Genomic DNA, 12,449 nt, shown 5'->3' with positions numbered 1-12,449 from the left:
TCTTGGCGCATCTACCGTGGCACAGCTTCCGCATGAATAAACGGACGGACGTTTCACGGAGTCCATATTGGTCAATACTGGAAAGATGGCAAGCAAGACGTATTGATATGGAAGCGGCAGAATCACGGACGTATAGATGCAAGGGAGAGATGGGAATGAAATTTGTGAAGCGTACGCTGGGCATCTGCTTAATCGTAGTGCTGGCCAGCAGTCTGTCCATTTTGACAACGAGCGTTATCGTAAATGCGTATGTTCAGTCGGTCATGTCCGGGCTCGGCCTGAAAGTGGATACCCCGGCTCCGGGCTTCGGCGGAATGCTAAGCAGCCTTATGGGCACAAGCGGCAAGGGGGCCTCCAAAGATACGGTCAAAGATGATGGCAGCTCTGCGGCAGCCGATAGCTCAAAGACGCAGGAGCCGTCCGGTACGGGCGGCAGCGGCGAGACCGTTCCTACGGCGACGGCTGGTACCGGAGGAGGCGCTGGGGAAGACAAGGCGCTGGACAACGCGCTGCCTGTCATGGGTGAGGCATCAATCGAGGATCAGAGCGGCAGCGCGCAGGATCAGCAGCTGGTTATGACTCCGGAGGCGATGAAGGATTTGAAGGACAATTTGCCGTCCGATGAAAAAGTCAGTGTGTTCAATATTTTGATGAACAAGGTTCCCCAGGACGAGATGCAGAAGATATCCGCAGCCATGGAGAACGGATTGACGGCGCAGGAAGTCACGGAGGTTCAGTCGGTAATTTCCAAGTATGTCACGCAGGAGGAATATGACAAGCTGATGAAGATACTGACTACCGGCACGGGCGGACAGTAAGCACGCAAACCATAATATATCTCGGGAAAAAAGGCTGCCCAACGCCGCTATAGACGGTGAGGGGCGGCTCTTTTGCATGGTACCGCATTAAAGGGATGGCCCAGATGTTACCTCTTGAGCGAAAGTTGAAATTTTTCCGCAGGCTGTGGTAAAGTAAACAGGGACCGAATTTGGTTAATTTTTTGTAACCTTTTGCCATATGATTCCAATAAAATTTTCGATTTTCGTACGTAGAATACGTTCCATCGGCAAAATATAGATTAAGCGGTCTTACCAAAGTTCCGGCTGCAAAGCGATACTACAAAGGGCAGGCTGAAAGGGAGAGTTTCGTGAAAGGATTGAAGTTAATACGTGGGCTGAAGAAGCAGCAAGGGCAAGCTTCCATGCCTGTAGCTGAGCGGAATGACAATGCCGGGGAAGGCATGATGTCCGCTCCAGTGGTTCATCGATCACGGCGGCGTCTGCTTATGACATGGCTCGCGGCATCCGCCGGTATTGCGCTGCTCACGGTCTCGTTCATCGGGGCGCATAAGTATTATGTGAAGGCTAATACGGAGGTCTATTACCGGGTTCTGCTGCACGGCAAGGAAATCGGAACGCTCTCCGACAAGGAGCGGCTGAAGGCTTTATTTGAGGAGAAGCGCAAGGAGTATCAGAACAAATACCCGGATGAGGTTATGGTTCTGCAGACGGACGGCATTACCACGGCGGCGGCCAGCGGCTATAAGCCGGTGATCGACAACGAGGGAACGCTGGATAAGTTGGACGGCCTGCTCAAAGCATACGCCGTCGGCGTTCAACTGGTCGTAGACGGTAAAGCTATCGGTATCGTTAAAGACCAGGAAACGGCCGGGGCTGTGCTTCAGCAAGTAAAAGCTTACTACATATCCGGGAAGAAGGAAGCATCCGGTGTTCCGCAGCTGACCAAGACAGCGGCGGCGTTATCCGCTCCAGCTTCCTCAGGAGATAAGGTAGAGTCGGCGGATATACGCGAGCAGGTATCCGTGGAACCGGTAAAGGCCGACCCGAATAAGGTGCTGGATGTGCAGGCGGCAGTCAAGCTGCTTACCGAAGGCGTAGAGGCGCCGCTCGTATACACGGTGCAAGAAGGAGACACGATCTCCAGCATTGCCAGCCGATATGGAATTACGCAGCAGGAAATTTTCCAGAATAACCGGGACGTGAAGGAACTGACGCTGCAGATCGGTGATGAGCTTAAGCTGACGGTGCCGCAGCCGCCGGTTACCGTCGTAACGACGGAGAAGGCGGCTGAGCAAATCGTGACGGAACCCGAAGTGATCGTGCGTACCAGCGATCTTCTGCCCAAAGGCAAGACGAAGGTGGTGCGTCCGGGCCAGACAGGGCTGAAGGAGATGCAATACCGGCTGACCAAGGAGAACGGCGAGGTCGTCAAGGAAGAATGGCTCGGCCAGACGGTTCTCAAGGCTCCGCTGCCTGAGGTTGTATACCGCGGCACCAAGGTAGCCTATGAAGCTTCCGGATCATTCGCTTGGCCGGTTAGCGGCGCAATCATTTCCAGCAGTTTCGGCGAACGCTGGGGACGGCCGCATAAAGGGCTTGATATGGTATCCGGCAACCGGACGATTAAGGCCGCCGACGCCGGAACGGTATCTTTTGCCGGAGTACAGAACGGTTACGGTAATGTTGTTATTGTCGATCACGGCAACGGATATTCAACATACTATGGCCATTTAAGCCAAATTTCCGTTTCCGCCGGCCAGAAGCTGGAGCAGGGCTCCGCGATCGGAATTATGGGTAATACCGGGCGATCCACGGGCACCCATCTGCATTTTGAAATCCGCAAGAATGGCACAGCCATGAACCCGCTAAAATATTTGCAGTAATTTGTCATGACTCCATAGGCCGCTCGGGTAAATTCCCGGACGGCTTCATTATTTATTAGGAAGAAACATCCATTTTCACTGCCTGAGGGCTTGACTGCGTACTTCGTAGGATGTGACGAGCGGACAGGTATGCTAAAATGAGTGAAGAAGCTTTAATAGTAACATAGAAGGGTGAAAACGGTGGATTATGGGGATGGGAACGATTTTGGTAGTGGACGACGAACAGCCTATTGCCGATATTTTAAAGTTCAATTTGGAAAAAGAAGGGTATGAGGTCGTTTGCGCTTTTGACGGTATAAGCGCTGTGGACCTGGCCTTGTCCAAACGGCCCGATCTCATGCTGCTTGATCTCATGCTGCCCGGCAAGGACGGTATGGATGTATGCCGTGAGGTGCGGTCAGCCCACCTGGATATTCCAATCATCATGTTAACCGCCAAAGACGGGGAGATCGACAAGGTGCTGGGTCTTGAGCTTGGGGCGGACGATTATGTCACCAAGCCGTTCAGTACGCGCGAGCTGCTTGCCCGGGTTAAAGCGCAGATGCGGCGCCAGCACAAGCTGGCTCCCGCAGAGACGCAGAGTGAGCCGGGTGAAGGCAAGCAGGGCGTTCACCATTTCGATTTGTTTATAGATACCGACATGTATACGGTCTACAAGGGCGGGGAGCCGCTCGATCTGACGCATCGCGAGTACGAACTGCTCTATTATATGGTCCGCAACGCCGGGAAGGTCATGACAAGGGAGCATTTGCTCCAGGCGGTCTGGGGATTTGAATATTTCGGAGACGTGCGGACGGTCGATGTAACGATCCGGCGGCTGAGAGAGAAAATCGAAGAGAACCCGAGCAAGCCGGAATATATATTTACACGGCGCGGGCTTGGATATTTGATGCACAGTCCCAAAAGCGGAGGATTGTGATGCAGGCCATGTCCTTTTTCCGGACAATTCAGGCGAAGCTGATTATTATTTACGTGCTGCTGATTCTGATCGCGATGCAGCTGATCGGCGTTTTTTTTGTAAGTTCGATGAAGAATTCGCTGACCGATAACTTCACGAAGGATTTGAAGGCCCGGGCGGAAATGCTGTCGATTCTGACAGCTGATAAATTCAGCAGCGAAGCCGGCGGAACGAGTGAAGAATCGTCGGTGGACAGCCTGCGCGGCATGGTCAACAATCTGTACATCAACGGCGCGGAAATTCAGGTGCTTGATGCGAGCGGCAAAATCATCACCACCTCGGTACAGTCGCAGAGCGACTATGTCGGGCGGCGCAATACACAGACGGTCGTCAGCCGCGCACTGCAGGGCATCAGTGACAACGAGGAGTACATTATTGGCGACGATAATGTGCGGAAGAAGGTCGTGGCTAAGCCGGTATGGTCAGGCGGGAAGGTAGTAGGCGCCATTTACATCGCCGCCGATATGAAGGATCTGTATGCGACGATGGGCCGGATCAACAGCGTATTCATCTCCGGACTTCTCATCGCGCTGGCCCTGACGGCGGTGCTCGGCGTTATACTTGCCCATACGATTACGCAGCCGATCAAGGAGATGACGCGGCACGCCACGGCGGTGGCCGAAGGAAGCTTCGACCGGAAAATGCCAATCTTCGGCAATGATGAAATCGGGCAGCTGAGCAAGGCGTTCAATTATATGACCGGACGGCTGCGGGACGCGCTGTCCCAGAACGAGGAAGAGAAGGAGAAGCTCGCTTCCATTCTAACGAATATGAGCGACGGCGTGGTGGCGACGGACGAAACCGGCCGCGTCATTCTGATGAACCTCCGGGCATCCCTGATGCTAGGGGCGGAGGAGCCGCTGCCCAGGGGGTTTGCACTGGATAGGCTGCTTGGCCTCGAAGGCGATCAGACGCTCGCTTTGTTCGGCGGCACGGCACAGTCCACGATGCTGAGGCTGAAATCTTCCGAAGAGGAGGAACCGAACATCGTGCGGGTAACGTTCACGCCGATACACCGCCGCGAGGGCGGAATCGCTGGAACGATCGCGGTGCTCCAGGACGTCACCGAGCAGGAGAACCTGGAAGCGTCTCGCCGCGAATTCGTGGCGAATGTATCGCATGAGCTGCGTACGCCGCTGACGACGATCAAGAGCTATGCGGAAGCGCTGGATGACGGCGCGCTGGAAGATCCGCAGCTGGCAGGCCGCTTTGTCGGCGTAATCCGCAGCGAGACGGAGCGGATGATCCGGCTCGTTACCGATCTGCTGCATCTGTCACGGCTCGACTCCAGGGAAGCGCAGCTGCGCTATCAGGAGACCGATATTGCCGAGATGCTGGAGGATGTGGCGGACCGCTTCTCCTTCCAAATCCGGCAGAAGCGGATTTCCATCCGCACTGTCGTCCGCCGGGAAATCTCCACGGCTTGGCTCGACAGGGATCAGATTGACCAGGTGCTCGGCAATCTGGTGTCCAATGCCCTGAAATATACGCCGGAAGGCGGCCGCATCGAGATTGAGGCGGGACGCAATTCCGAAGGAATGCTGGAAATCTCTGTCTGCGATTCCGGGATCGGCATTCCGAAGAAGGATATTGAGCGCATTTTCGAGCGCTTTTACCGGGTGGACAAGGCGCGTTCGCGGAATATGGGGGGAACCGGACTCGGACTTTCCATTGCCCGGGAAATTGTTAAGGCTCACGGTGGCGCTATATCGCTGCAATCTGAACTGAACAAAGGCTCTAAGGTTACCTTTACGCTGCCTCTGGAGAAGCTTAGGAGGGATGAAGCGTGAAGGAACGGATCAAGTCCTGGATTCTGGCGCTGCTCGTCCTGAGCAGCCTGGTGGAGAGTTATTATTTGATCTATCGTCTGCCTGGCAGCGATTCCGCGGTCTTCTCGGAGAACTTATATGTGAAGACTGACAATATGGGGCCTGAGGAAAAAGTTGAGAATTTGCTATTTCCTGATAAAATGATCATTCATCTGGGAGATAACAAACATACGCTGTTTTACCCAAGCTCCACCTTTTACAATCTAATCCTCACCCGGCTGAAGGGACGAAGCTTCGAGAGCTTCCAGCGCCGCTCCGTTCAGAGCTTCAACTGGGACAAGATCCGCAGTGAGAATCCCGGAATCGAGCTGTCATTCCGTTCGGGTATTCCCGTAGCGTTGCTCCAGCGAGTGATGCAGCTCTCTCCGGATTCTCTGTTCGCCGGGGAGAGCGTCGACCGGATCTGGATATACAGTGGGAAGAACGATTCGAAGGCACATGCCGTTTTTTTCAGCACAAGGGGTGACATCGTGTATGAAGCGGCCAAAGCCGATCTTACCATGCAGGATGTACAGCAGCATGTGGATTTCGGTAAATCATGGACGCCTTACACAACGTCAGACGGCAGTTATTATGTTCCGGATAGCAATCTGTCGCTCGTGGCGGCTGAGCTACCCTCCAAGCTATATACGGTAGAGCAAATGCAGAGCAGCCTGTTCTTCGATAGCGGGAGCACCCGGTATATTCGGGAAAAGGACGGCTCGGAAATCTATACGGACAGCAAGCGCAGCCTCCAAGTGGATCAGGAACATCATTGGATGAGCTACAGCGACCCTGCGGCGCTGCCGGCGGGGGAGAGCACCGATGCCAAGGATGTGCTGGAGGCGGTTGATTTTGTCAATCAGCATGGAGGGTGGAACGGGACGTACAAGCTGAAGGCAGCGGTGGAAAGCAATCAGGAGCGGCTTGTTTCCTTCCAGCAGTACTACGGCTCCTATCCATACGGGGCGTACCCGGTTCTGGATCAGCCGAAGCTGCATTACGGGCTTATCGATTTGCGGCTGCAGCAGGGGACGGTCACGACCTACGAACGGTCATTGATGTACGGTGAGGATGATAAAGGTTCGAAAAAGATCGTGGAGCTTCCCGGCGGGGACGCTCTGCGGAGGCAGCTTGCGGAGATCAGCCAATCTTCGGCGATTCGCGACCTGTACCCGGTCTATCTGCCGGTAGTCAAAGGAGATAAGCTCGAGCTGACTCCGGTCTGGAAGGTCGATTTTAGTAACGGAAGCTCGCTTACGCTGAAGTAATACTACATGGTTAAAAGGAGGAAGGGCATGGACTGGGGGAGAGCCAAAAATGTGCTGATCTATTCATTTCTGCTGCTGAATCTGCTGCTGTGCTACCAGCTGTGGATGGACCTGCGGGAGCAGGTCAGCGCCAATCTTGACTTCACCTCGCTTTCCGGCTCAACCCAGCAAATCATGGAGCAGAAGGATATCCGCATTCTGTGCCCCATTCCGGCGGCTACGCCACAGCTTCCCGATATTACGTACCGCTATTCGGCTGGTGAGGGTGACGGGATGGTTCAGCTCACCCGGCCGGTTGACAGCAAATTGATTTTTTCCTTTACCGAGCTGAGCGGGGAGCTGGAGAGCCAGATTCCCGATATTGGAAATTACCGGTTCGATCCTTTGGAAAGCGAGGTCGGCAAATTCGTACTGCATCCTCTGGTCGACGGCAAATGGCCTCTGTTCAGCGTAAGGCTGGAGCTGGTCTACAATAATCAGAGAATCGTCGCTTACCGCAAGCCGCAGATTGATATCGGGGAAGGCGGAAAAGGTGAAGCGCAGAAGGTGCTGCCGGCTTCGAAGGCACTGGGCAGTCTGATCGAGAAGTTCTTCCCGCAGGGCGCGGCGGTGAAGGAAATCGAGCTGGGCTATTACGGAGAGCTGTTTAATTCCGAGAGCCAGGTAGCGGCGCCAATGTGGCGGTTCCTGCTGGAGGATGGAAAATCTTATTACGTCAATGGCATCAGCGCCGACATTATCAGTCCCAAGACACCTTAGTGAAATAACGGATTACGAAAAAAGAGGAGCAAGTGACATGGGGATTTCATTTACGGTGCTGTCCAGCGGTTCAACCGGCAATGCCACGATTGTACGGGGCGGCGGGACGACACTGATGATCGACGCGGGTTTGAGCGCGCGGCGGATTGAGGAGCTGCTGGCGATGCGCGAGCTGCGGGGAGAGGAGATTGACGGGATACTCGTGACGCATGAGCATTCCGATCATGTCAAGGGTCTCGGCGCGGTTGCCCGTAAATTCAATCTGCCGATCTACGCCAACAGCAATACATGGAGCGCAATCGAGAAGGGAATCGGGAACATCGAGGAACATAACCGGCACATTCTGGAGACCGGGCAATATAAAGATTTTGGAGATATGCGGGTGGAATCCTTCGCCATTTCCCACGATGCCGCCGAGCCGGTCGGCTATAACTTCTATGAAGGCAGGGAGAAGCTCAGCGTAGCGACCGACCTCGGCTATGTCAGCGACAAGGTGAGAGCAGCCATCTCGGATGCCGACGTACTGGTGCTTGAGGCCAACCATGATATCGAAATGCTGCGGATGGGGCGGTATCCGTGGAATACGAAACGGCGGATACTCGGCGATATGGGCCATCTGTCCAATGACGCGGCGGGCGCGGCGCTCAGCGAGATTCTGACAGGACGCACTAAGCGGACCTATCTGGCCCATTTAAGCCGGGATCATAATATGATCGAGCTGGCGAGAATGTCCGTTCGTGGAGCGATGGAAGACAGAGGCTGTTTCTATAAAGACAGCGAGTTCAGGCTATGCGACACCTACTACGACCGGCCTACGCCATGGGATACGGTGAGCGAATCATAAGATCGTCAAGATCAGACATTTTCCGCTCAAGCTCCTGGCGTGTGATCAGTCCTTTGTCAATCAGCAGTTCGACCGCTGCGGTTAGAGCAAGTGTCATATGATAGTGTTCGTCTTTCAAATCTCCTAGTTTACCGATAAACTGCGCCAAATCCATACTTGAAGTAAAAGAATCCATAGCTGTTTCTCCTTCCACTATTTGTTGTTTTTTTATTTTCATAAAGACGGCGCCGATAGCGGCGCTATGGTACAATAGAGGGTATAAGAGGCCCGCTTGCATACTGCTTTTCAGTCCGCTTTTCTAGAATTATAGTCTGATAGGCTACAAAGTATTCCGCTTTTACGAGAATGAGTACTTCAGGGTCACTAGCAGGTGAAACATTTTGCCCCGGAATGCAGTCTTATAATGAGAACGAGGGCCCTGCAGGAAGGCAGGCCCATACAGATACGCGAGAGTTAAACAGGGGAGAGGATGACAGAATGGGTCTGTTTGATGATGATTTCTATTCAACCAAAGTATCCAGACGGAGAGAACGAAAAGTCTCAAAACGCCCAATGCCCCGCCGCTGGTCGAGACCCTTCAGAGGACGGAGCTTGTCAACGATGCAAGTGTCCGCGATTTGCTCCCTGTTCAGCGCAGTGGTCGCAGTTCTGCTGTTCAGTCTCGTTACAGGCCAGCTGTCTCATCCAAAGGGTGCGATGCCTGCCTTCATTCAGAATATCACGCCAAGCAGCGGCGATCCTTATGAGCGGATTATCAAGGCGGCGGCTACTGTCCGTCCGGCGGTTGTCAGCATCATCAATCATAAAGAAGAGGAAACGAAAGAAACGCTGGATGAGTCGGCGCTCGGATCGGGTGTGATTTATAGGAAGACCGGCAATAAGGCATTCATTATAACCAATAACCATGTCATCTCCGGAGCGGGCAAGCTTGAGGTTGTTACAGTGGACGGCGAGACCCGCAAAGCCGAGCTTGTCGGCGCGGATAAAGTCAGCGATATTGCGGTCCTCTCCATAGATGGCGGAGGAATTAACACCATTGCGCAGTTAGGAGATTCCTCCAAGCTTCAACTGGGAGAAACAGTGATTGCAATCGGCAACCCGCTCGGTCTTGGCGATACGCTCACCTCGGGCATTGTCAGCTACACGAACCGCAGCATCCCGGTATCCCTTAACCAGGACGGCGTCTATGATTGGGAGCAGGAGGTTATCCAGACAGATGCCGCCATTAACGAAGGCAACAGCGGCGGAGCGCTCGTTGATCTGAACGGCCGGGTAATTGGCATTAATACGATGAAAATATCCGACACTGGCGTAGAAGGGCTCGGGTTTGCCATTCCGGCAAATCATGTCATCAAGATCGCGGAGGAGCTGTCTCTTAAAGGGAAGATCGCGCGCTCGTACCTGGGCGTGTACTCCATCGATTTGAATAATCCGTATGTTCCGCTTGCCGAGGACCAACGCAAGGCGCTCAATCTGCCGAGCAGCGTCAAAGAAGGCGTTGTAGTTCTTGATGCCGTCGGTCCGGCCAAGGAAGCCGGACTCAAGCTGAACGATGTCATTACGAAATTTAACGGCCAGACTATCGACTCCACGCTGAGCTTGCGCAAATATTTGTACAACGAGACCAAGATCGGTGATCCGCTCGTCATCACTTTTTACCGTCATGGCGTAGAGCAGGAAGTTACCGTTACTCTAAAAGAGAAGCCGGGGGAATAATTCCGGCGGGAGCAGTATATACTAGTAAAGCGCTGCTGAGGAAAGGCTGGCTGAGCCTAATTTGGAAGCCAGCCTTTTGCGGTAAAAACTGGATAATTTCCGGGTGATTAACTTGCCATTGATTCCATGATGTGCTACTATGATATTAGTCATATTTTAATTTGAGGCCTGAATTTTCACATTGAAAAGGGTTGTCAAGTTAGAGATACAGCCTTTTTCAATGTGTGAATTTTTTCTTTGTTCAAAGATAAAAATAACATGTTAATTTATTTTTTGGAGGCATATACCAATGCAAACAGGTACAGTTAAATGGTTTAACGCAGAAAAAGGCTTTGGCTTCATCGAAGTTGAAGGCGGAAACGACGTATTCGTACACTTCAGCGCAATCGTCGGCGACGGCTTCAAAACGTTGGACGAAGGCCAACGCGTTGAATTCAACGTTGTTCAAGGCAACCGTGGACCACAAGCCGAGAACGTTGTAAAACTGTAAAAACAACCACCGTCCCGCCTAAGAATCGGGACGGTCTTTTTTTAATAATAACCATACTTTGCATGTAGAGAAATGGAGGGGGAACGGCAATGAACTACCGGAAGAAACCAGTGGAAGAAATACCGGAAGAGAATACCGCCGTATGGTCCTGCACGAACGATGATTGCAACGGATGGATGAGAGATAATTTTACGTTTGATGTTGCGCCGACCTGTCCTTTGTGCAGCGCGCCGATGGAGCAGAGTATGAGAATGCTTCCCCAACTGCTCAACTCAAACGGCAATCCTAAAGCATTGAAGAAGGGTATTTCCATTTCTTAAATGGGGTATACTTAATATAGACAATAGAGAAGCAGTTAAGACGGAAAACCGTCTTATTTTTTTTGCTTTTGTCAAAAATTTTGTGATTAATGTCACAAATTTATTGGTTTTTACCGATAAAAATGATTATAGATGTGATAAACATCACAATTCACCTCTTAAAATTTTGACAAAATAGAAAGCAACTAAACGGGAGAAGGAAGGGAGAACATGGACACAGTTATGCTGTCACGCATGCAGTTTGCGTCGACAACGATTTTTCACTTTTTCTTTGTGCCGGTAACGATTGGATTATCATTCATCATCGCGATTATGGAGACTATGTACGTCCGCAGCGGCAACGAAGAATACAAACGAATGGCAAAATTTTGGGGCAAGCTCTTTCTCGTGAACTTTGCGATCGGGGTAGTTACCGGGATTTTGCAGGAATTCCAGTTCGGCATGAACTGGTCGGATTACTCGCGCTTTGTCGGAGACGTATTCGGAGCGCCGCTAGCGGTTGAAGCGCTGCTCGCATTTTTCCTTGAATCGACGTTTATTGGAATCTGGATATTCGGGTGGGAGAAGGTTTCCAAGAAGATCCATCTGCTGTCCATCTGGTTTGTGGCGATTGGGACCACGCTGTCCGCTTTCTGGATTCTGGCGGCGAACTCATTTATGCAGCACCCTGTCGGATTTACGATCAACAACGGCCGGGCAGAGATGAATGATTTCTTAGCGCTGATTACCAACGGCCAGGTTCTGGTTGAGTTTCCGCACACCGTACTGGGCGCTTTTGCAACCGGAGCTTTCCTGATTATCGGCATCAGTGCAATCAAGCTGTTGAGAAAGCAAGATGTGTCGTTCTTTCAAAAGTCTTTCAAAATCGCGGCGATCGTCGGCATTATCAGTTCAATTGGTGTTGCCTTTGCGGGTCACTGGCAGGCGCAGTATTTGGTTAAGACCCAGCCGATGAAGATGGCCGCCTCTGAGGGCCTGTGGGGCAAGAGCGGCGACCCGGCGCCTTGGACGGTTATCGCCAACATTGATCCTGAGAACAAGACAAGCACTCATGAACTGAAGATTCCGTATGCGCTCAGCTTCCTCTCCTACAGCAAGTTCTCCGGTGAAGTCAAAGGGATGATCGAGCTGCAGTCCGAGTATGAACAAAAGTACGGTCCGGGCAATTACATACCGCCTGTACGCACGACCTTCTGGAGCTTCCGGATTATGATCGTGGCAGGCATGGCCATGATTTTCATTACGCTGTGGGCTGTGTATCTGATGCGGCGTAAAAAGTTCGATCAGCCGAACACCCGATTTTTACGCATCTGCTTGTCCGGACTTGTGCTGCCGCCGATCGCGAATACGGCCGGCTGGCTCATGACGGAATTCGGGCGCCAGCCGTGGACGGTATTCGGTCTGATGACAACGGAAAGAAGTGTTTCGCCCAACATTACGCCGGGCCAGGTATTGTTCTCGCTAATCACCTTCAACGGTATATATGCGGCTCTCTTTGTGGTGCTGATCTATCTGTTCGTGAAAGTTGTTAAAAAAGGCCCGTACACTGTGGAAGAAGAATCGCATTCGACGGACCCGTATAACAAGAAGAAGGGGTGAT

The 12,449-nt window shown here is 52.4% G+C and carries 12 protein-coding genes; 11 read left to right on the top strand and 1 reads right to left on the bottom strand.

Annotation, left to right across the window (positions count from 1 at the left end):
* Positions 1-155 precede the first annotated feature (155 nt).
* The 7 genes from VK70_RS22005 (at position 156) to VK70_RS21975 (ending at position 8,323) form a co-directional block, all read left to right on the top strand.
* Positions 156-818 (top strand): hypothetical protein, encoded by a 663-nt coding sequence (locus VK70_RS22005; protein WP_046723763.1) that lies wholly within the window; start codon positions 156-158, stop codon positions 816-818.
* Between the two features lie 329 nt (positions 819-1,147).
* Positions 1,148-2,683 carry a M23 family metallopeptidase gene (locus tag VK70_RS22000; protein WP_025694259.1) on the top strand — a complete coding sequence of 512 codons (1,536 nt, stop codon included), beginning with the start codon at positions 1,148-1,150 and terminating at the stop codon, positions 2,681-2,683.
* Between the two features lie 187 nt (positions 2,684-2,870).
* Positions 2,871-3,602, top strand: a complete 732-nt coding sequence (yycF, locus tag VK70_RS21995; protein ID WP_025694258.1) for a response regulator YycF — start codon at positions 2,871-2,873, stop codon at positions 3,600-3,602.
* Complete coding sequence (gene walK, locus VK70_RS21990) at positions 3,602-5,431, top strand: cell wall metabolism sensor histidine kinase WalK (RefSeq protein WP_025694257.1); 1,830 nt, start codon at positions 3,602-3,604, stop codon at positions 5,429-5,431. The genes yycF and walK overlap by 1 nt, the downstream gene beginning before the upstream one ends.
* Positions 5,428-6,720 (top strand): YycH family regulatory protein, encoded by a 1,293-nt coding sequence (locus tag VK70_RS21985; RefSeq protein ID WP_025694256.1) that lies wholly within the window; start codon positions 5,428-5,430, stop codon positions 6,718-6,720. Before walK ends, VK70_RS21985 begins: the two co-directional genes overlap by 4 nt.
* Positions 6,721-6,747: 27 nt before the next feature.
* The gene (gene yycI, locus VK70_RS21980; RefSeq protein WP_025694255.1) at positions 6,748-7,479 is read left to right on the top strand and encodes a two-component system regulatory protein YycI; all 732 of its coding nucleotides are present in this window, start codon (positions 6,748-6,750) and stop codon (positions 7,477-7,479) included.
* Between the two features lie 37 nt (positions 7,480-7,516).
* Complete coding sequence (locus tag VK70_RS21975; protein WP_025694254.1) at positions 7,517-8,323, top strand: MBL fold metallo-hydrolase; 807 nt, start codon at positions 7,517-7,519, stop codon at positions 8,321-8,323.
* On the opposite strand, the gene VK70_RS21970 is transcribed toward VK70_RS21975, so the two are convergent.
* Positions 8,292-8,498: a hypothetical protein gene (locus VK70_RS21970; RefSeq protein WP_025692496.1), complete on the bottom strand. Its 207-nt coding sequence runs from the start codon at positions 8,496-8,498 to the stop codon at positions 8,292-8,294. The genes VK70_RS21975 and VK70_RS21970 overlap by 32 nt on opposite strands.
* A gap of 302 nt (positions 8,499-8,800) precedes the next feature.
* On the opposite strand from VK70_RS21970, the gene VK70_RS21965 reads away from it, so the two are divergent.
* The 4 genes from VK70_RS21965 (at position 8,801) to VK70_RS21950 (ending at position 12,448) form a co-directional block, all read left to right on the top strand.
* Positions 8,801-10,039, top strand: coding sequence for a S1C family serine protease (locus VK70_RS21965; protein WP_025694253.1), 1,239 nt, complete (start codon positions 8,801-8,803; stop codon positions 10,037-10,039).
* Between the two features lie 289 nt (positions 10,040-10,328).
* Positions 10,329-10,529 carry a cold-shock protein gene (locus VK70_RS21960; protein WP_025692494.1) on the top strand — a complete coding sequence of 67 codons (201 nt, stop codon included), beginning with the start codon at positions 10,329-10,331 and terminating at the stop codon, positions 10,527-10,529.
* An 89-nt stretch (positions 10,530-10,618) separates the two neighbouring features.
* Positions 10,619-10,849: a cold-shock protein gene (locus VK70_RS21955; RefSeq protein ID WP_025694252.1), complete on the top strand. Its 231-nt coding sequence runs from the start codon at positions 10,619-10,621 to the stop codon at positions 10,847-10,849.
* A gap of 210 nt (positions 10,850-11,059) precedes the next feature.
* On the top strand, positions 11,060-12,448 hold the full coding sequence (locus tag VK70_RS21950; RefSeq protein ID WP_046723762.1) for a cytochrome ubiquinol oxidase subunit I: 1,389 nt from the start codon (positions 11,060-11,062) through the stop codon (positions 12,446-12,448).
* Position 12,449 lies beyond the last annotated feature (1 nt).

The sequence above is a fragment of the Paenibacillus durus ATCC 35681 genome, assembly GCF_000993825.1.
GTDB lineage: Bacteria > Bacillota > Bacilli > Paenibacillales > Paenibacillaceae > Paenibacillus_AQ > Paenibacillus_AQ durus_B.
This window is presented reverse-complemented; position numbering and strand designations above follow the sequence as displayed.

Excerpts from the sequence above, each read along its gene's own strand:
- VK70_RS21955 (WP_025694252.1), top strand. The coding sequence starts at position 10,619 with ATGAACTACCGGAAGAAACCAGTGGAAGAAATACCGGAAGAGAATACC.
- VK70_RS21965 (WP_025694253.1), top strand. The coding sequence starts at position 8,801 with ATGGGTCTGTTTGATGATGATTTCTATTCAACCAAAGTATCCAGACGG.
- VK70_RS21950 (WP_046723762.1), top strand. The coding sequence starts at position 11,060 with ATGGACACAGTTATGCTGTCACGCATGCAGTTTGCGTCGACAACGATT.
- VK70_RS21970 (WP_025692496.1), bottom strand. The coding sequence starts at position 8,498 with ATGGATTCTTTTACTTCAAGTATGGATTTGGCGCAGTTTATCGGTAAA.
- VK70_RS22005 (WP_046723763.1), top strand. The coding sequence starts at position 156 with ATGAAATTTGTGAAGCGTACGCTGGGCATCTGCTTAATCGTAGTGCTG.
- VK70_RS21975 (WP_025694254.1), top strand. The coding sequence starts at position 7,517 with ATGGGGATTTCATTTACGGTGCTGTCCAGCGGTTCAACCGGCAATGCC.
- VK70_RS21960 (WP_025692494.1), top strand. The coding sequence starts at position 10,329 with ATGCAAACAGGTACAGTTAAATGGTTTAACGCAGAAAAAGGCTTTGGC.
- yycI (WP_025694255.1), top strand. The coding sequence starts at position 6,748 with ATGGACTGGGGGAGAGCCAAAAATGTGCTGATCTATTCATTTCTGCTG.
- walK (WP_025694257.1), top strand. The coding sequence starts at position 3,602 with ATGCAGGCCATGTCCTTTTTCCGGACAATTCAGGCGAAGCTGATTATT.
- yycF (WP_025694258.1), top strand. The coding sequence starts at position 2,871 with ATGGGGATGGGAACGATTTTGGTAGTGGACGACGAACAGCCTATTGCC.